Source organism: Anabaena sp. EIM26, from assembly GCF_057568715.1.
On the sequence record NZ_CM172472.1, the window covers coordinates 3,085,093 to 3,105,926 of the forward strand.

The 20,834-nt window shown below is 37.1% G+C and carries 15 protein-coding genes; 8 read left to right on the forward strand and 7 right to left on the reverse strand.

The window, feature by feature from the left end:
- Window positions 1-9: 9 nt before the first annotated feature.
- The 3 genes from AC012T_RS13520 to AC012T_RS13530 all read right to left on the reverse strand — a co-directional run bounded on the left by AC012T_RS13520 (window position 10) and on the right by AC012T_RS13530 (window position 7,601).
- The gene (locus tag AC012T_RS13520) at window positions 10-1,179 is read right to left on the reverse strand and encodes a hypothetical protein (RefSeq protein WP_487059053.1); all 1,170 of its coding nucleotides are present in this window, start codon (window positions 1,177-1,179) and stop codon (window positions 10-12) included.
- Between the two features lie 35 nt (window positions 1,180-1,214).
- A complete protein-coding gene (locus tag AC012T_RS13525; RefSeq protein WP_487059055.1) occupies window positions 1,215-1,427 on the reverse strand; it encodes a hypothetical protein in 213 nt (70 codons plus the stop codon).
- A 468-nt stretch (window positions 1,428-1,895) separates the two neighbouring features.
- On the reverse strand, window positions 1,896-7,601 hold the full coding sequence (locus tag AC012T_RS13530; RefSeq protein WP_487059057.1) for an alpha-2-macroglobulin family protein: 5,706 nt from the start codon (window positions 7,599-7,601) through the stop codon (window positions 1,896-1,898).
- A gap of 357 nt (window positions 7,602-7,958) precedes the next feature.
- Here AC012T_RS13530 and AC012T_RS13535 point away from each other — a divergent pair, with 357 nt between their 5' ends.
- The 3 genes from AC012T_RS13535 to thyD all read left to right on the forward strand — a co-directional run bounded on the left by AC012T_RS13535 (window position 7,959) and on the right by thyD (window position 11,642).
- Window positions 7,959-10,313, forward strand: coding sequence for a penicillin-binding protein 1C (locus tag AC012T_RS13535; protein WP_487059058.1), 2,355 nt, complete (start codon window positions 7,959-7,961; stop codon window positions 10,311-10,313).
- 98 nt (window positions 10,314-10,411) lie between these two features.
- Window positions 10,412-10,561, forward strand: coding sequence for a hypothetical protein (locus tag AC012T_RS13540; RefSeq protein WP_487059060.1), 150 nt, complete (start codon window positions 10,412-10,414; stop codon window positions 10,559-10,561).
- Between the two features lie 160 nt (window positions 10,562-10,721).
- Complete coding sequence (gene thyD, locus AC012T_RS13545; protein ID WP_487059062.1) at window positions 10,722-11,642, forward strand: thylakoid membrane protein ThyD; 921 nt, start codon at window positions 10,722-10,724, stop codon at window positions 11,640-11,642.
- A gap of 113 nt (window positions 11,643-11,755) precedes the next feature.
- Here thyD and AC012T_RS13550 read toward each other — a convergent pair whose 3' ends face one another.
- From AC012T_RS13550 to AC012T_RS13560, 3 genes are all read right to left on the reverse strand, one after another.
- Complete coding sequence (locus AC012T_RS13550) at window positions 11,756-12,004, reverse strand: hypothetical protein (RefSeq protein WP_487059063.1); 249 nt, start codon at window positions 12,002-12,004, stop codon at window positions 11,756-11,758.
- 85 nt (window positions 12,005-12,089) lie between these two features.
- Entirely contained in the window at window positions 12,090-12,512 is a 423-nt protein-coding gene (locus AC012T_RS13555; RefSeq protein ID WP_487059065.1) for a tetratricopeptide repeat protein, read from the reverse strand.
- A gap of 92 nt (window positions 12,513-12,604) precedes the next feature.
- Window positions 12,605-12,961: an iron-sulfur cluster assembly accessory protein gene (locus AC012T_RS13560; protein WP_015214426.1), complete on the reverse strand. Its 357-nt coding sequence runs from the start codon at window positions 12,959-12,961 to the stop codon at window positions 12,605-12,607.
- A 452-nt stretch (window positions 12,962-13,413) separates the two neighbouring features.
- Here AC012T_RS13560 and AC012T_RS13565 point away from each other — a divergent pair, with 452 nt between their 5' ends.
- The 5 genes from AC012T_RS13565 to AC012T_RS13585 all read left to right on the forward strand — a co-directional run bounded on the left by AC012T_RS13565 (window position 13,414) and on the right by AC012T_RS13585 (window position 20,363).
- Window positions 13,414-15,045: a DUF6930 domain-containing protein gene (locus AC012T_RS13565; protein ID WP_487059067.1), complete on the forward strand. Its 1,632-nt coding sequence runs from the start codon at window positions 13,414-13,416 to the stop codon at window positions 15,043-15,045.
- A 290-nt stretch (window positions 15,046-15,335) separates the two neighbouring features.
- The gene (locus AC012T_RS13570; RefSeq protein ID WP_015214428.1) at window positions 15,336-15,509 is read left to right on the forward strand and encodes a ribbon-helix-helix domain-containing protein; all 174 of its coding nucleotides are present in this window, start codon (window positions 15,336-15,338) and stop codon (window positions 15,507-15,509) included.
- Between the two features lie 299 nt (window positions 15,510-15,808).
- Window positions 15,809-17,248, forward strand: coding sequence for a 9,9'-di-cis-zeta-carotene desaturase (zds, locus tag AC012T_RS13575; protein ID WP_487059069.1), 1,440 nt, complete (start codon window positions 15,809-15,811; stop codon window positions 17,246-17,248).
- Between the two features lie 278 nt (window positions 17,249-17,526).
- Complete coding sequence (locus tag AC012T_RS13580) at window positions 17,527-17,964, forward strand: SRPBCC family protein (RefSeq protein ID WP_487059070.1); 438 nt, start codon at window positions 17,527-17,529, stop codon at window positions 17,962-17,964.
- 290 nt (window positions 17,965-18,254) lie between these two features.
- Entirely contained in the window at window positions 18,255-20,363 is a 2,109-nt protein-coding gene (locus tag AC012T_RS13585; protein WP_487059072.1) for a lipoxygenase family protein, read from the forward strand.
- A gap of 225 nt (window positions 20,364-20,588) precedes the next feature.
- Here the strand turns inward: AC012T_RS13585 and AC012T_RS13590 are convergent, their stop codons facing one another.
- Window positions 20,589-20,828, reverse strand: a complete 240-nt coding sequence (locus AC012T_RS13590) for a 2Fe-2S iron-sulfur cluster-binding protein (RefSeq protein ID WP_487059074.1) — start codon at window positions 20,826-20,828, stop codon at window positions 20,589-20,591.
- Window positions 20,829-20,834 lie beyond the last annotated feature (6 nt).

Here is a 20,834-nt window from a genome sequence, read left to right on the forward strand (position 1 = left end):
TTTATTTTTTTACTTCTTGTTATTTTCACCTTTAATTTGTGCAATGTTTTTTATACCCATAATCTGCATAATAAATTTAGTCATATTGTTTATCTCATCACATTCTTTTACAGCTTTTAATACACTTTTATGGTCTATATCTGGAAATATGCAAGCGATTATCTCTATTTTTGACTCTTCGGTCGCTTCAGGATAGATCAGTGGAATAAACCGTATTATATGTTTTATGTCAAAACTATCAAGCATATAAGGATTAAATTTCCTTATGATTCCAGAAATTTTCAATGATTGATCTTTTATTTTTTCTAATTTCAAATATGATTCTAAATTATTAAGATAATTTTTTTCAGTTTCGTTTAGAAGATTAAATAATATATTATACGTCTGTTCTTTGGCTCTTTTCTCTCTGATTAACAAATCATTTTCTTGTTCTAATCTCTCTTTTTCTTTCTTTTGTCTAGACTGTTCTAAAATACTAAAAGGATAATTTAGTATTTTAAATACTAATGTACTTATTATCCACGGAATTATTAAACAAGATACAGTGAATTCAATCCAAGAGCTTTTATATTTTCCAAAATCATTTTTAAACCTTTTTTCTAAGTCTTGTGATGGCTTGTTTTCTTTATTCAAGGTGATGCAAGTGGGTAATGGTAATAACATATCTTTACTTACTTTGCAATAAGTAGATACAATATTACTAGAAACTATATATTCATTTTTTAGTAATAAATCTCTATAACCTCGGTACTGAGTAAGTAAAAACAAGAGTATAAATAAAGCAAGGGATATGTTACTTGAAAGAGAAATTTCTTTATCTTTTTTGAGAGTTTTGGGCTTATAGGTTTCTTTAATATACTGTCTACAGTGTAACACTAGATTGATTTTCTGCTCTGAATTTAATTTTTCCCAGTAAGACAAATATGATTTTATTTCAGAATCATCTTGATTTAATATATTAAATTGTGAAAAATTTTGATTTGATACGCTCAAATCAAAAATTTTTTGAATGAAATCTTGTCCAACTTGTACAGAAGACCTACCAGCTATACTTCTCTGATCCATAACACTACCTAAAACTATTTTTAATTTAAGATATACTTGTAGTGGTGTTCGCTTGATTGAGAAACAGATAAAACCTTTTCTATACTGGATTCCAGCCATGTAAATGGCTATCACAGAACTGCACACCGCTATGTGTTAAATTTTTATTATTAAGGTGTTGGAGATTTTTGTTCTGTTTTAGGCGTTTGCCCGCCCTGATTTAATCCAATAGTAAGTGCAAAAGCTAAACCACCAAGAGCTAAAATTACTACAAAAAAGATTCCTATGAAAATATTCCCATTAGTTTCTGTATTGTTACCACCTACTTGTTTAACATTATTGCCGCCTATAGCTGTTTGATTAACTTTATCTTCATTTTTCATTAGCAATTACCAACTTAACGTCAAATTAATAAACCTGCACAACAGTTCTTACTTACATATACTTAATACCTATAATAACAAAATTACAGTCAAGTGCAATAGTGTAGAATTTAATTAAGTTCTTTATTTACGTATTTAATTTGTATTAAAAGATGCCTAATTTCAGGTACTATTAAGAATAATCACTTAATAAAAGTGCCTTTTTACAATTTAAAGTGTAATAATTCTTACCTAATTTTTTTGTTAAAACAATTTCTTAAATAAAACTTCACAAACATTTTTCTTCTTTGCAGGATTTACGCAATCGCGTACAACAATTATTCGTATTCGAGCAACTTATACTAAAAATGGATGATTGCTAGACTTTTGCCTGGGCAAAAATCTTTGTATATAAATACTCTTAGCGATTTCAACAGTAAGAACAATAGACCAGTTAATAATTTTACTTAAAGCTAGAGCTACAAATAATTATTTATTCTCCTCCAACACCAAAATCGAATCTGCACTACGTCCAAACTCTTCTGGTGCATATTGAAGTTGTGCTTCTGCACCTGGCCAAATGAATGTTCCGGGGGTAACAGAACGGACTAAATAATGTAAACTGTAAACTCCTGCTTCGAGATGATCTGCATAGGAAATAATTCTATCTTTATAGATGGTTTTATATCCTAATTGCCAGTTATCGGCTTTTGCTTGTAATGCTGGTGTCGCAGTTTGGAAACTCTCATCTACTGCTTCAAAACCTGCGGGTAATGGATCTTTAATGACGAGATGATCTACAGGATGATCTGTAATTATTTCTAAACCAATATCAAATACTTCTCCTGGTTTTAAGGTCAAGGGTTTATCAATAGCATACATTCCTGTTTTTTGAATAACTTTTTCTTCATTGACTTTGCTAATTTCTCGCGTTACTCGTAAACCGTTAAATCTTCCTGGTTGATTTCCTTGCAAGCGATAACTGTAAGTAACTAAATAATGTAAGTTACCTTTTCCAGATTTTTGCAAAATTAAATCATGACGACCACGAGGTAATTTATCCATTGCTACATTTACTTGTAAGCTAGGATTTTCATAACCATTAAATCTGGTTTCGCCTAACTTCTTACCTGCTAATTTTACGGTAGTTAAAAAATCAGGTGGTGTTGATTGTAGCTGAATATATTCTACTAAAGCGGTTAAGGCTTGGGCATTGTTATAAGTTGTTTGCCATGTTCCTTCTCTACGAAGATTCAGCAGACTTTGAAATAATTTATCAATGATTTCTACATTGGCTTTTTGGTCAATAAATAAGCGTAAAGCTTGGGCTTGTGTTGTGGTCTGTGAATTCATCCAACTCCAGCTAGGGGGTAAATTCACAACTGCATTACGTCCAGTTTCATAAATATTTTTTTGTAACTGAACTCGGATGATTTGTGCTTCATTTTCCCATTCAGGAAACTGGTATAAATATCGTGCTAATTTGATTTGGGTGACAACATCAAAAGCATCACGTTGTTGATAAATATCTGATAAGAAGCTATTGCGTTTGTCTCCTAATTGTGATAAGGCGATTAAGGAATTAAGTTGCAGTTGAGATTTACAGAGTTTTGATTTACAAAACTCATATTGTCCAGGGTTGACAAGAACTTTCTGTAAATAAGTTTTTAGTTGAGAGAGGATTTTAGAAATAATTAACCCTGGGTAAGCCTGATTAGCTTTTGTTAGAGATTCCGCAGCATAAGCAGAAACCCAAGGATCAGATTTTTCTTGTCCTGGAAAAGCCGCAAAACCACCATCAGCAATTTGCAGTTTTTGCAGTTGTTCAATTGCTAAGTTAGCTTGTTGTTGGGGATTAAATTCTGCAAATGTTTGATTATATTGTTGTGTGAGAGTTTGCAGATTTGCAGCAATTAATAACTGACTCGCTGCTGGTTCTGCAAATGGTAAATCATTGTCGGTTAAAACTTGTTTTACGGGTGCTTTAATTTCGGGAATTAAGGTACTAGCTAATTGAATATCTAAACCTCCTGTTTCCGAGAGGGTATTTTTATCAACATTCAGAGGAATTTTTACCTGTTTTTCACTAACACCAGTTTCTACAACTTGTTCTGTAATTTCTAACGGCTTAATTTCTAAAGGAACTAAAAAAGCATCTGTGGTATTATTCAACTGCGTTCTAAATGTCACATTTCCATCACTTGCACTACCCACAACCATTGGAAAACGATATGCTTGGGTTGCTGACTCGACTGGTGTTTGCAAGGTTTTAGTTTTAGGGTCATTTTCTGCGAATTGGAGAGAACCGCTAAGTTCACCGTTTATGCTTAAATTTCCAGTGTTTCCGGTGGTATTAGTGACGGATAAACCTCCCAGAATGCGATCGCCTGACCGAGCAAATTGTGGGAGAATAGCATTAGTTATTAATGGCTTTGTGGTGATAAATGTCGCTTCTCCGTTACCAAAACGCAGATTTCCGTCCGTAGCCACCACCATAACCCGCCACGTAGTCAAATCATCTGGTAATTTAAAAGTGATTTTAGCCTGACCATTAACATCAGTAATTACAGAACCATTGTAATAAGCTAAAGCTTGAAAATCTTGGCGAATGCGAGTATTTGCTAAAGCACTAGATAACCCACCACCATAACCCCAACCTTTAGGTTTATCTAAACTTTGATTTTGTAAAACAACATCTGGACGATTATCACTAAAACGGGTAGAAATTGGTTGTTCTGCATAAACAGTATCTATCAAATTTGGTGGACGATAACCAGCAAGTTGTAACACTGCTTCATTCACCACCATGACAGTAAATTGTCCTTGCGTAGCGTTTCCTTGATGATCTTTTAATTCTAGTCCTACAGTTTCTTCATTTCCAGGTTCTAAAGAAGTTTGATTTGGCTTAACTTCCACCTTTAAATACTTATCTCCCAAGTTAACTTTAAAAGGTGAAAAACCAATTCTTGCCAAATTTTCTAAATTTTCTGGTTCCACTTGATTGAGTGATTTACCTTGTCTGACTAACACCGCTTCCACAGCAGCATTGGGTAACATTTCTGGTGTAATTATAAATTGAATTTGTGGCGCACCTCCCTTAATTTTGGTAACTTGCTGATAGAGAGGTTTATCTTTAATTACTGCAAAATATAATTCTCCTTCTGGGTAGGGAGATTGGATTAAAGCAGTAGCAGTTTCTCCAACTTTAAACTCTTGCTTATTTAATTTAACTTCCAACTTATCTTTTTCTCTTTCACCCCAGAACACGGGATTTACACCAGTTACCCAAATTTGTAAATCTGTAGCTGTGATTTCATCTCTACTATCGCTAAAATTAGCCCGAATACGGTATGAACCTGATTCGGTTGGTTGTAAATTTACTGTTTGCGGAATATTAGCAGATTTAATTTCTGTTTTGGAAACTGTTTTATATTCAACTTGATTTTTCGAAGTTCGGCTACCTTCAACTATTTGAGTAACACTACTATATTTTATTTGTTGTAACTCCAAATTTACCCGTTCATTTTCTAAAGGTTTTCCTGTCGCGTCAGTAACAATAATTTCTACCGGAAAAATCTTACCAGCGTCAGCTACAAAATTACTTTTCAAACCAATAAGTCTATTACTAGGTAAAGCTGTAAAAGTTTGAGAATTAGCAACTGATAAATTAGAAACATCAGCGATTTGAACATCTACCCGATAAGTCATTGGGTAAGGTAAATCTTTGGCTATTGTTACTGTTTGACTACTTTTACCATTAGCATCTAACTGAGTATTAGTTTGTAAAACATCGCTAGAGAGAGTTGGAGTTTCTTCAGGCCAAAACCACTGTCTCCCAAAACTAAACTCCTCCCAACCTTTGGGAATAAAATTAGTCTGCTGACGAGTAATAAAATATTTAGCTTCTCCCCCTTCCACAGGTGAACCAAATAAATAATTACTAGCTACCTTCGCTGCTATTTTGTCATTAATAAGGGCAAATTCTTTATTAAGCTGCAAATCAACTTTGAAATTAGGTGGTTTAAACTCAGCTACTCGAAATTCACCAGATATTTCTCGTCCATTTTTCCCTTTAGCTTCGATTTTGTAATAGCCTAAAGGTTGAGTTTTTTGAATAGGTAATTCTAGAGAAAATGTACCAAATTCATTTGTGTTTTGTGTACCTAAATCAGATTTTTGTCCATTGGGACTTACCAAAGTTAATTTGTATTCAGCATTTTTATCTTGCTGAATTTCACCTGTTTTTAAATAATCTGCAAAAGCAGTAAATGCCGCTTTTTCTCCAGGTTGATATAACTGTCTATCGGAAAAAATTACCCCTCGTGATATCGGTTTACCATCTTCCCAACCAGCATCAATACCATAACCGTAACTACCGCTATACTCTTGAGTTCTTGCAAAAGCCCAATCTTTATTTTCACGGGCAATTACTAATAATTTTGGTAATTTTTCATCCTGAGAATAGCAATCTTTTAATTCATCATTATCAATTTTAAAAGTCCCATTTACATCAGTTTCACCCGTTGCACAAGGTACCGGTTGAGTACCAGTTTTTTCATATAATTTTGATTGATAAATTTCAATATTTGCCGCTTTAACTGGTGAACCATTACTAAGATGATGAACCCGAATTAACCCCGACTCTGGAAACCATTGAGAAAATACACCTAAGTTAGTTAATTGCACCATTCCATAAGTCGTTGCTTCTCTCCATAATTGTTTATTATTTTCTTGATATTTATTAGTACGTGCTTGCACTCCATAAGCTAACATTCCCTGATTATCACCTAATCTTGCTTTCAGGGGAACAGTGACATTAACTGACTGATTTTTTCTACCAGATACTTTGAAGCTTTCCCATTTGTCAGGTTTGGGTAATAAATCATTGGCATTATTCGTATAAACTAAATCTGTGGGTTTAATTACACGATAATTTGCTTGATATTTAGATTCTGGTAGATTGACTGTATTAATATTTAACTGTAAATCTTTATCTTTAGGGAAAATATGTAAATCAGAAGGAACCCAAATATCTCCGGCTAAATCACCAGAATCATATTTAATAGAAACAGGTTTACCTAAAGTTTGCCCAAATTTATCTTTGACATTTTTGTTAATAGTAATTGTATAATTAGTATCCGGTTCTAAAGCGTAGGGATTAACACTAACAATTCTATCTTCATCATAGATTTGCAAAACTCTATCAATGTCTTTGGGTGCTGGATTGATTTTAATATTCTCTTTGGCAGAATCTGGTAACAAGATGTTATTAAATTCTATCTGGGGACTACCTTTAACAAATCTACCATAGGTTCCTCCTGAGTCTGGTAGTCCGTAGGGTTTAATTCCCTGAAATGCTAATGGTGAATAAGTCGCTAACTTACTAACAAACTCTTTATCACTGGGAATATTTCCATAAGCTGGAAGGATACCAGGAGAAAATGTTAAAAGGTAAGATGTGGCTTTTTCTAAATTTCCCTGGGGAGTAATATCATAAATCCAATTTTTAGCTGAAGGGTCAAATTTTTCTAAAGGATCTAAATTTTCTGGTTTTTCTGATTTTGCTAATTCTACCTTTAGCCTTACCCCTTGATTTTTACCATTAGGAATTAACTGTAAATGCTTTTGAACAGAATCTAAATCTAATTCCAAATTGGATGTAAATTGTAATTTAGGTTTTAAATCAATTGGTTCAATTTCTGCTTTTTCAATGGGGTTAACACCTGGTAAATTGGTGAGTTTAATTGATTCAGTATTGAAAGTCCAAGCTAAATCTTGATCTAAACGATGATTTTTTAAATCTCCTAACCCAGCTTTGAGAGTAACTTGTAATCTTATGGCTTTGGGTAATGCTTTATCAGCTTGAAATCCTACCATGCGCGGTGTTAAAAAGCGAAACTTCCCCGGTAAAGGAGGCCAAATGGCAAATTTAGTTAATAAATTTTCTTGTTCTGGACTATCAAGACTCTCAACGGGAATTAAAGCATCTTTAAAACGAATACGAATTTGACTAAGAGTATTTGCATCTCCCAAAGGACTGATTTGTTCTATCCATTCGGGTAATTTTGGTGGTGTAAGTGACGCAACAGTAGGTAATTTTTCCTTACCGGGTGTGATACCCACAAAATTACAGCCAGCTATACCTAATATAAAGGTAATGATAAATAAGAATTTAAAGAATGTTCTAATCATCATATTAAATAAATTCAAATGCCCACCTTGCTTGTTTACATAGATACCTAATCTGGTGTAATTATTTCCAACAAACCATACAATTCTTAACATTTCTGAAATATTGATTTTTTTACGAAATCTCTTTTACATAACTTGAAACCTCAAATTATGAAATTCAACACTCGTATCCTCAAAACTCTTACTCTCTGTGTCTCTGCGTTACGGACACTTTGCACAAGTCGGGAAACCCGCCCAAACAAGTGTCCTCCTCTGCGTGAGACAAAATCCTATTTTCGTTATCTCGATAGATATAAATTAAAGCTAAAGCGCAAATCCAAAACTATTAAAATTATTCTGGCTGTAATCATTTTCTGTCTTATGGTGAGATTACTGCCTTATTTTGCGCCAATTCATAGTATAGATATTGCCCAAAAGCATTTAGCGATGCAGTTTACAGATCGTAATGGTTTGCCATTGGGAACATTACTCACTCATGATCAAGAACATACCGCAGTTATATCATTAAATCAAGTTTCACCTCAATTTATCAAAGCCATTTTAGCGGCTGAAGATGGCAGCTTTTATCAACATGGGGCGTTGGATATGAAAGCAATTATCCGCGCTATGAAGGAAGCTATTCAATCGAAAAAAATTGTTTCTGGTGCTTCCACAATTACCATGCAATTAGCGCGAATGTTGGATAATTCTCCCCGGACTTTATCAAGTAAATTATCTGAAATTTGGCTATCTTGGCGATTAGTTGCGGGAATGAATAAAGATGAAATTCTCTCTGCTTATATTAATCGTCTACCTATGGGAGGAAATATTTATGGTGTGGAAGCAGCAGCACGGACTTATTTTTCTATTTCTGCAAGTGATTTAAATTTAGCCCAATCTTCTCTTTTAGCGGCAATTCCTAATAATCCTACTTATTTTAATCCTTATGAACATTGGGAAAGATTAAAGAAAAGGCAGAAATATGTTTTAAATCAAATGGTGCAGGATAAATATATTACTGAAGCAGTAGCAGAACGCATATATACGGAAAAGGTGGTTTTTCAATCTCGTGAACAGGGAATTATTGCTGCACCGCATTTTTTGTTTTGGTTAGCAACACAGAACACCCCACCCCTAACCCCTCCCCGCAAGCGAGGAGGGGGACTGGATTTATATCACGGTAAACAGGGAGTGAATTTATTTTCCCGCAAGCGAGGAGGGGGACTGGATTTATATCACGGTAAACAGGGAGGAGAAATGGAATCTTCTCCTATTCAGACTACGATAAATCGACCTTTACAGCAGTTTGTGGAAGCACAGGTACAACAGGTTATTGATTCTCTTGCTGATAACAATGTCCATGATGCAGCTGCTGTGATAATTGACAACTACTCTGGGGAGGTTTTAGCTTACGTCGGTTCGCCTGATTATTTTAATGAAGTGAAATTAGGACGAAATGATGGAGTACAAGCGTTGCGTCAACCTGGTTCGACTCTCAAGCCGTTTGTGTATGAATTAGCTTTGGAAAAAGGTGTTATTAAACCTAATTCGATTTTGGCAGATGTTCCTTCTCATTACGCGATTCCGGGGGCGAAATTATATAGCCCTACAGATTATACTAACAGTTTTCTCGGTCCGGTGCGGGTAAGAGTTGCTTTAGCAAATTCTTTAAATGTACCTGCGGTAAAGGTGTTGGAAAAGGTGGGTGTAGAAACTTTCTTAAACCGGTTGCATGAGTTGGGGTTTGCACATTTAAATCAAAGTGCTGAATATTACGGTTTGGGTTTGACTTTGGGTAGTGCAGAGGTGAGTTTATGGGAACTCGCTAGGGCTTATGTGACTATGGCAAGGTTGGGGAAAAGCACGCCTTTAGTGACTATTTTAAATAATTTCCCAGTCCCCAGTCCCCAGTCCCCAGTCCCCAATTCCGCAAATTGGCAGTTAATTATTGATATGTTGAGCGATCGCTATGCTCGTGCTACAGCTTTTGGTGTAGACTCGGTGTTAAATTTGCCTTTCCCTGCGGCTGTTAAAACTGGCACTTCATCAAATTATCGTGATACCTGGACAGTTGGCTTCAGCACTGATTATACTGTTGCTACTTGGGTAGGTAATTTCAACGGCGAACCGATGCGTCAAGTTTCAGGTGTGACAGGTGCTGCACCTTTGTGGAACAGAATCATGTTACATCTGCACCAATATCAAACACCGACAGATTTTCCACTGCCAGATGGGTTAATCCAATTACCCGTTTGTGCTAATTCTGGTTTAAAACCTAAACCTGACTGTACTTCGATAGTGCAGGAATATTTTTCGCCAGCAGATAAAATTGCCTACGAAAATCCTGCTGATTTCCATTTACCACCTGAGTATGATGAATGGTTAGCAAGACAACCACAATCAAATTCTCATGCTGATAAATTTAGGATTTTATCTCCTCATAATGGGGATTTATTTGTAGTTTATCCTGATGAGAAATATCAGCAAAAACTAGAATTTAAACTGGTTAGCAAATCTAATCTGCCTATAGAGTGGTGGCTAAATGGTAGGCAGTTATCTACACAATCAACTAATGCATTATTTTGGCATTTACAACCCGGCAATTGGACTCTGGAAGCCAGAAGTGGGGAGGTAAGTGACAAAATAAATTTTCAAGTTGAGTTAGCAAATACAAAACCCAAGCGGCAAGGTTTTTCTGTAGTCAATCCTACAATTTTTCCACATTCTAGAGATTGATTAATTTTCCATTAAAAACACAATCTTTTTTCCGGAAATTGTTTGTGCAAATTGATCTTATAAATTAGAACTGAAGTTTTTATCAACTCTATCTAGCCATGACTAACACACAAGAAAATAAATCTACCAAGAAGATGAAACAGTCTTTTCCTGCTGTTGATATTGGCACTCCTAAAGTGCCAGTTCGCAAAAGCAATGCCAAAAAGCAAAATCGCGAATTACTCAGCGACTGGGAACACGCGAGTTAATTCTCAAAATACAGGTAATAGGTGACAGTTGACAGGTGACAGGTGACAGGGAAGAGTAAAATTTAAGTGGTTAACTTAACAGAAGACAGTACAGGCTGAGAAAGCGTTAAATTGAGGTAAAAGCCAAGACTGTACAATAGTGCTTTAGCTTAAGTCAAACATGAAAGTAGCAATTACTGGTGCAACAGGATTTGTCGGTAGTCGTTTAGTAGAACGACTGCATAATGAAGGTCATAGAGTAGTGGTGTTAAGTCGGAATACTAACTCTGCCCACAAAGTTTTTCCTGCTCAGACTTTCCCAAATCTCGAAATTATGGGCTATACACCAGGTGTATCTGGTGCTTGGCAAGATGCTATTGCTGGTTGTGATGGTGTGGTTAATCTGGCAGGAGAACCCATTGCTGAAGAACGTTGGACACCACAACGTAAGCAGGAAATCCTCAATAGCCGCAAACTGGGTACACAAAAAATTGTCGAAGCTATAGCTAAGGCTAACCCTAAACCAAGTGTGTTAGTGAATGCTTCGGCTATTGGCTATTACGGTACTAGTGAAACTGCTACTTTTGACGAAAATAGCCCTTCAGGTCAAGATTTTTTGGCTCAAGTCTGCCAAGAATGGGAAGCAGAGGCACAAAAGGTAACAAATGCTGGTGTGCGCTTGGTAATTTTGCGTTTTGGTATTGTTTTAGGTCATGGTGGTGCTTTGGGGAAAATGATTACTCCCTTCAAACTTTTTGCAGGTGGCCCTATTGGTAGTGGTCGGCAGTGGTTTTCATGGATTCACATAGATGATATTGTTAACTTAATTCTGCAAGCTTTAACTAAGACAAATATAGACGGTGTATATAATGCAACTGCTCCCAATCCTGTGCGAATGACAGATTTAAGTGCAACTATGGGACAGGTGATGAATCGTCCGTCATGGTTGCCTGTTCCTTCTTTTGCTTTAGAAGCGATGTTGGGAGACGGGGCAATTGTGGTTTTAGAGGGTCAAAAAGTCTTACCTAAACGCACTCAAGCAGCAGGTTTTGAGTATCAATATCCGAATTTGCCATCAGCATTGACGCAAATCCTCAAATAATTCGTAATTCAATTTTGGATTTTAGATTGGTAATGGGTAATTGGTGATTGGTGATTGGTAATTAAATCATATTCCCTATTCCCTATTCCCTATTCCCTATTCCCTATTCCCTGCTATGACTCATTTTTCATAAATTTCTTAGAAACCCAACTGGTTATTCCGCTGAGAATTGCACCACCCATGAGGATGCCAATAGCGGGGTTAAATAGCGGTATCCACAGTTTATGCCATAAATCTAAACCGAGGTTGATTCCAGAGGCATTACCAATAACTGCCACGGCAAACCAGATAAAACCTAAAATTACCAGGAATACATCTGCGACTAAAACTAAGTTGAGCCAATTTAATAGTTTGTCTTTCATCTTCTATAAGCTTTGAGAATTAATCATTATAATTCGTAATTCCTCATTAAGTACGAATTACGAATTACGAATTACAAATTACAAATTATTCTTCAAACAGCCATTTTTTGACTTTTACCAAACTCTGCCAATCTGGTTTTCTAGTTAAGCCATCTTCAATGCTATTTTTAACTTCCGTTTGCCATTCTTCATTGACAAAAATCAACTGTTGTGCAAAGTCAATGTGTTCGCGCAGACCTTTTTGACCTGTTTCCAGCATGGCTAAAGCGAGATTAATTCTGGCTTGTGGGTCTTGGGGATTTAACTTTACTGCTTTATTTGCAGCTTTGTAAGCTAAGTTGGCTTTGTTGTCGAGTAAGTATAGCCAGGAAAGACAAATCCAAGCGGAACTAGCTTTGGGAGAGCGATCGCACACTTCTTTAAATACAGGGATGAGCGATTCTACCGATTCTCCAGCTTTATAACGTTCTAAACCTGTATCAAACAGTTCTTCAATTTTAATAGTCATTGGTCATTGGTCATTGGTGATTGGTCATTGGTTATTGGTCATTAGTCATTTACAAACGACAATTGACCTCTAACATCTGACCATTGACTATATTACACCCCGAAAGATTTCCCGCAACCACAGGTTTGGGAGGCATTGGGGTTAGTGAATTGGAAGCCACCGCCAATCATGGCATCACTATAATCGAGCATTAACCCATAGAGATATAATAAACTTTTGCGATCGCACACAATCTTGAAACCATCATAATCAAAAACATCATCCTGGGCGGTGATCTTACTAGTGTCTTCAAAATCCATCATGTAAGACATCCCAGAGCAACCACCTTGACGGACTCCTACGCGTAAACATAAATCCTGCCCTTGCTTACCTTGGAGCGATTTTACCTGGCGCAATGCTGACTCGCTCAACAGAATGCCGCGTTGTTGAATATCAGTTGCTTGTGTCATTTGCTATTGTCACTCCTTAATTATTATCACGATTACCAGGTATATGCTGTTAATAGCCCCTGGGTTGCTCCTTCAAGTATTATTCCATTCTAACTGCATTAACAAGTACAGACGTTAAATTCTCAACACTTCGTCAACAGCAGAGAAAGGTTTTTATTCTAGAATTGAGAGATTCGGTGTATTTGGAGTATTTTTATTTTTTCAGTTTTGGAGCCGTCTGAGTAACAACCACTTTTCAGGAGTGCTGAGTCCTGAGTAAAAAAGGAAAATTAATTGTACTCATCCTCTGGCTGTGAAGTCCCTGCCTTCAGGGATGGAAAAAGAAAAAATTATTCTCCTAGTTTTAACTATGGAGTGACTCCTTACTCAGTACTCGTTACTCAGCACTTATTTACTCACCACTACCCACAATTTACTTCTTCATAAATAGCTTTTTTGATTAACTTTACTCTATGACAAGTTTTAATCGCTCTACCAGTCGTCGGTTGAAGAAATTAACCCAAATTCCTTCTATATGGGAGGGCGATCGCCGTCCGTTATCGTCATCACAAACCCAACCCAGTGAATCAGACGAATCCAAGGGAGAATGCATTCTCTGGGTAGATGGTTCTCAAGGTATTGTCAGAGGTATGGATGTGGTATCTCCAGAACTAGGGCCAGAAGCTATAGTTCGTACCTTAATGCGAGCCATGGAACATCCACACAGTCCAGCTAAACCCGCTAGACCGCAAAGAATTGTGGTGAAAGATCGGGAAATTCAATTTTATCTGCGTGGGGTATTGCAAGATTTGGATATTGCCATTGACTACACACCAGAATTACCTTTAATTGATGAACTATTTCGCTCCTTTGCGGATATTCTCGATAGCCAAATCCCCGATTTACCTCCCCAGTATGCACAAATATTGAGAGAGAAGGCTTTTGCAACTTGGGAAGCAGCACCTTGGAAATTTATAGAAGAACAACAAATATTATCCATAGAGATTAATAAGTGGGATGTAGGGACAATTTATGCTTCAGTGATGGGAATGCTGGGGATGGAATATGGAATTTTGTTTTATCGCTCAGAAGATTCTCTCAAACGGTTTCGTGCAGATGTTTTAAGAGATGAAGAATCTGGACAAGGTTTAGAAGAAGCTTTCCTGAAGCAAGATTGTTTGTTTCTTACCTTTGAGCAAACCGACGAAGATGAAGATGAGGATGAAGATTTAGCAGAATTAGCGCTATCGGAAATTGAACCTACCTTTGGCAATATTCATCCTTTAGAAGGATTACGGTCTGTTTTGTACGACGAGGAAGCACTTGTAGTTTTTGTGGCTCTAGAAAGCTTGCTCCGTTTTGTTCGTGATCACCGTCACCAGTTCTATGAAGATGACTTTCCTGCCATTAATCGGCGTTATCGCATTTCCTTACCCCATCCAGATGAAGATACTAAATCAGTTTCTGTGACTGTCTCTACTATGCCAGAATTGGCAGCAGAGTTGGAGGAAATGGCAGGTTTTGATATCGCAGATGAAGATGATATTGATTCCACAGCCTTCCATTCCTTGCGAGATGACTTGATTCCAGAAGACTCTTTCCTCAGTTTAGGTGTGATTTCTTGGGAGATTTTAGAGTCCTTGCGTCGGGAAGTAGATTATCATCCAACAGATGTGATCAATCAAGTTGGGGATGGATTACCCGTGATTTTGATTCAAACTTCTCGTCCTAAGGCAAAAACTGTGATTGCAAAGATTGAGGCAGCTGAGGGACTGAAAGCTATTTGTTTTAATCCAGGGGCTGATCCCTTTGATGGCGATCGCTATGACTTGGGTTTGTTACAAACGAATAATCAAGAATTATTCCTATTTGGGGAATTTCTAGATAATGATCCCATTCATGTTGAAGCCAGGAAAAAATGGAATCAACGCTGCAAAAATACTCAAGGCTATTGCGGTTTGATTATTTCTAAAGGACTGACAGGCGCTTCCCGTGGGAATCCTCAGTTAAAAGATATGATGGCTTTGTTTGAAGCGCGATCGCTACTTCCCGAAGATTTGGGTATCGGTACTCTCCAACTGATGCCGGAACTGGAATTTGAATAATACTTGATGTAGTTACCACAGGTAAATACCTCATTAGCACTGAGTTCATGAGTCCAGGTTTAATCTGTGGTTTTCTACAATTACCGAAGATGTTTATTGCTGCATAATTAATGGAGAGTTGAAAATAATTAGTAGTGTATTATCTATACCTTGAAGAAGCAAAAATTCTTTATCGAAAATTCTTAATGATATTAAGAACTTTGCTATTTCCTGGAAGCAAATTCTGATACTATCGTTTTTTACTTTTGCAATCGAATTCTTTATCAATCCATTAATAAACAGCAACCTGCATGATAATGACAAATAAAAAATGGGCCGTTAAACGTATAACTGTTAACCTAGCAACACAGGAAGCAGAAAAGCTAGAAAAATATTGCCAACAAACAGGTAGACCAGCCACTGATATCATTCGAGAACTGATTAGAAGTTTACCTCTTTCTGAAGACTCTAAGGAGAAAAGCTGAGGAAATAGGAGAGATGGGTAGATAGGGAAGATGGAGAAAATGGAGAAAATGGAGAAGGTATTGATCTTTCTTCTGGCTCCTGCCCGTTTAATTTCGGGTTTTCATTAGCGAAGCGGACGCAGGGTAGCGACTATTTTTATTTTAGATTGTTCAATCCAAAATCTAAAATTCTCCTGTCTCCTGTCTTCTGCCTCCTGCCTCTTGTTTCCAGCTAAATAGCAAATTCCGACACCAAGGCAGTTACAATTTGTAAAGAAACTGATAGCGCCGTGTGGCTTAAGCCATAAAGGAACGAGGGAATGCGTGTTGCAATTGTAGGTGCGGGACTGGCTGGACTGGCCGCTGCTGTAGATTTAGCTGATGCTGGTTGTGAGGTGCAAATTTTTGAATCTCGCCCATTTATAGGTGGAAAAGTCGGCAGTTGGGTAGATGGTGATGGCAACCATGTTGAAATGGGGTTACACGTATTTTTCGGCTGCTACTACAATCTATTTGAGTTAATGGAGAAGGTGGGAGCCGGAGACAATTTACGTCTAAAAGAACATAGTCATACTTTTATCAATAAAGGTGGGCGTACTGGGGCTTTAGATTTCCGTTTTATTACAGGTGCGCCCTTTAATGGGTTAAAGGCATTTTTTACAACTTCCCAACTTTCACTTCAGGATAAATTCCAAAATGCGATCGCACTCGGAACTAGCCCCATAGTCCAAGGTTTAATAGACTTTGATGGGGCAATGAAAACTATCCGCAAATTAGACAAAATCAGCTTTTCCGACTGGTTTTATAGTCATGGGGGTAGTAAAGGCAGCATCAAACGTCTATGGAACCCCATCGCTTACGCCCTTGGTTTTATAGATTGTGACAATATTTCTGCCCGTTGTATGTTGACAATTTTCCAGTTTTTCGCAGTCAGAACTGAGGCTTCAATTCTGCGGATGCTGGAAGGTTCACCACATGAATATTTACACAAACCAATTGTTGAATATTTAGAAGCTAGAGGCACTAAAATATATACCCGTCGGCAAGTGCGGGAAATTCAGTTTGCTGAGTCCAATGAAGAAACCCACGTTACAGGTATATTAGTTGCCCAAGGTGAGACAGAAGAAGTGATCACCGCTGATGCTTATCTTTGTGCTTGTGATGTACCGGGAATTCAGCGCGTTTTACCCCAAGCATGGCGCAAATGGTCAGAATTTGATAATATTTATAAACTTGATGCTGTCCCAGTCGCTACAGTACAGCTACGCTTTGATGGTTGGGTGACAGAACTGGAAGATGACCACAAGCGGAAACAATTAAATCATGCGGCTGGGATAGATAATTTGTTATATACCGCAGATGCAGATTTTTCCTGTTTTGCTGATTTAGCTTTGACTAGCCCCGCAGATTATTATCGTCCTGGAGAAGGTTCGTTGTTGCAACTGGTATTGACACCAGGAGATCCTTTTATTAAACAAAGTAATGATGCGATCGCACAACACGTCCTTAAACAAGTCCATGAACTATTCCCTTCCTCCAGAGATTTAAACATGACTTGGTACAGCGTGGTAAAACTGGCTCAGTCTCTCTACCGGGAAGCACCAGGAATGGACGCTTACCGTCCAGACCAAAAAACACCTATACCTAATTTCTTCCTAGCAGGTAGTTATACTCAGCAAGATTATATTGACAGCATGGAAGGTGCAACTATTTCTGGAGGACGTGCGGCTAAGGTGATTCTGGAAAATGTGAAGAAATAGGTGACAGTTGACAGGTGACAGGTGACAGGTGACAGGTGACAGGTGACAGTTGACAGTTGACAGGTGACAGGTGACAGTTGACAGTTGACAGGTGACAGTTGACAGGTGACAGTTGACAGGTGACAGGTGACAGGTGACAGGTGACAGTTGACAGGTGACAGTTGACAGGTGACAGGTGACAGGTGACAGGTGACAGGTGACAGAGAATAATTATTCACCAATCACCAATCACCAATTAATCTAAAATCTAAAATCTAAAATCTAAAATCTAAAATCTAATGGCTGAATGGTTAGAGCATAGTGTGCAGGTAGAAGTTGAGGTTCCTATAGAATTAGTATGGAGCCTCTGGTCTGATTTAGAGCAAATGCCTCGTTGGATGAAGTGGATTGATTCGGTGAAAATTTTACCAGATGATCCAGAGATATCTCTGTGGAAATTGAGTACTGGTGGTTGGGATTTTACCTGGAAATCTCGCATTCTCAAAATTATTCCTAACCAAATTATCCAATGGGAATCAGTTGATGGTTTACCAAATCAGGGTGCAATTCGCTTTTATGATCGCCATACTAGCAGCGTTGTCAAAATGACCGTTGCCTACGCTATTCCTGGATTTCTGGGTAAACTCATGGATAATTTGTTTTTGGGAAAGGTGGTAGAGTCCACAATCCAAGCGGATTTGGAGCGGTTTAAGCAATATGCTTTGAATAAAGTCTGAGACAAATATATCTTCTTCAGGACTTACCCCAAAAGGTAGTGAAAGTCATGATTTACCGTAGGGGTAATTCATGAATTACCCCTACATTTCCTAATTGATGCGTAAGTCTTATTTTTATACAAAAATTAATGTAATTATTAAAACATCATAAATAAAATGGTAATTAAAATTAAATATGCTAAACATACTGACAGGACAATCTAGTCTTGATTTACAAAAATTAAGAAACTCTTGACAAATTAGGTGGTTGTCTAAAAATAAATGATTATCACTTGAAGAGAGGAGAAAATATGTTTACTTTTAAGAATACACTTGTATTTCTCTATAAAATATTAAATCGTTTTATCCCTACACAATGTAACAGATATGAATATAACTATAATTATCTAGAGCCTTTGGCTATGACGGATATTCCTGAATTACCAATAATCAATTTTCCTTTATTACCTAAAGATGAACTTCCCAGCGCTCAATGGCTGGGTTTATTATTAACTGTCATCACTATTCTTAATCTCAATAACACCTCTAAATCTACTCATAGCAACGCCAAAAATACTCCTAATAGTGACAACCAAACTGATAAATTATTTTTAGATGGCAAGCTGAGTTCTTTAAAAAACATCAACAACAACATCAGTACAATTAGCAATCTTGAAGATTCAGATGATTATTTAAATAGTTATATTTCCGATTTATTATTAACATTAAAACAAATTGATGATAATTTAAACCTTGATGAGCAAATTCATCCCTATCTCCAGCAAAGACTTTTTGAACAAGCCAATAAAGATATAAAAGTAGTAAAAGTTGAAAAACAGTTTACAGATTTATTAAATAAAAATCCTCAGCCAGTAGTAGCCAAATCGAATAAAGAATCTACCAAAGCATTTTTTAAAGAAATTATCAAATACAATGCCAAATTATTAGAATTAGCTGAACATCAAACTCCAATTGCAGAAACTTCTGTAGAAACATCTAAAAACTCTGAAAATGGTCTTGAGGATTTCGACAACCAATTTAGAGTTATATCCAAACCAGAAATTGCTAATAAATTCCAAGAAGATTTAGTTTTTGCTTATATGCAGGTAGCTGGCCCTAACCCAGTTATGCTCAAGCAAATTAAACAATTAGATCCGCGCTTACCAATTACTGGCGAAAAATACCAAGAAATTGTCAACAAAATAGCAGGGTTCACCGATTCTCTAGAAGCAGCAATAAAAGAAGGTCGGCTTTATTTAGCAGACTATGATTTATTAAATAACTTAGTAGATGGTAGTTTTCCTCAAGCACAAAAATATGCTGCTGCTCCCATTGCACTATTTGCTGTACCGCCGGTGAGTAGTTCATCTCGTTATCTACTACCTATAGCAATTAGTTGTCAGCAGTCTATATTTACACCTCTGGAAACAGGAACTTGGATGACTGCTAAGAACATTGTGCAGATGGCAGATAGCAACTATCACGAGTTGGTAAGTCATCTAGGCCGGACACATTTAGTTATTGAGCCTTTTATTGTTGCAACTAATCATTTACCCAATAATCACTTAATCAAACAACTCCTCAAACCTCATCTTCAGGGTACTGTCCTCATAAATTATGGCGCTCATAAATCTTTAATAGCTCCAAAGGGGATTATAGACTCACTGTTAGCTGGTACTATTGAATCTGAACAACAATTAGCAATTAAAGCAGCACAAAGTTATTTGTTTAATTTTCATGAGGTAGCATTTCCTGATACTTTAAATAGTCGGGGTGTTAATAATGCTAACCAGCTACCAATTTACCCTTACCGAGATGACGGAACATTAATTTGGAATGCTATTTATAAATGGGTTTATGCCTATTTAAGTCATTTTTATACGAATGATGGTTTAGTTTTGGCTGATAAAAATTTACAGCGTTGGTCTGGTAAATTAGCTAGTCCCAAAGGGGGACGTTTGCAGAATTTTGGTGAGGATGCGGAAGGAAAAATTAAGACGCTAGATTATTTAGTTAAAACAATCTCAACGATTATTTTTACAGCCAGCGCTCAACACGCTGCTGTGAATTTTCCGCAACGTGGAATGATGATATATACGCCAGCATTTCCTTTCGCTCGTTATACTCCAGCACCAACAAATTCCCAAGAATCGGAAGATTTTATCAATGGTCTACCATCCCTAGAAAAAGCGCAAGAACAGATAAATATCCTCTATTTGCTCGGCTCGTTATACTACACTAAATTGGGTGAGTATCCCACATCAATTTCTCAAGGCAACCAAAAATTGAAAGTTGCTTTGCAGGATTTTCATCAAGATTTACAAGAAATTGAGCAAAGAATTAATCAGCTAAATAGTGAAAGGATGATAGCTTACAAGTATTTATTGCCTTCCAGAATTCCGCAAAGTATCAATATTTAAGATTCAAGTGGAGACGTTCCACCGGAACGTCTCTACATTCATTTTCGGAGATGTCTAGTTGGAAGTTCTCTATCAGCCAGCCCTAAGAGGATGTTTGAAAAGTTTCCGGCGATTATAAATCGCTACTACACAAACAAAGTCCGCCTGCGCGGACTAAGGTCAAATAAAGGTTTTACAACCCACGGAGGTGGGTTTTGTCTATGTAGCTTTTCAAACACCCTCTAATTACCATGTTGGATCACTATACAAATTAATGGTCAATTCCTCCTTTCCTGGTGGAACTGGAGTAATGCAAGCACGAATGACTTCCCCATCATCTAGTTCGACGGTGCAAGCATGACAAGTCCCCATTAGACAACCAGTGGGAATGGAGACCCCTGCCCGATCTGCTACATCTAACAGGGATTCTCCTACTTCAGCGTTAACGGTGACATCATCTGGTAAGAAGTGGATGCTAATACTCATGAGTTG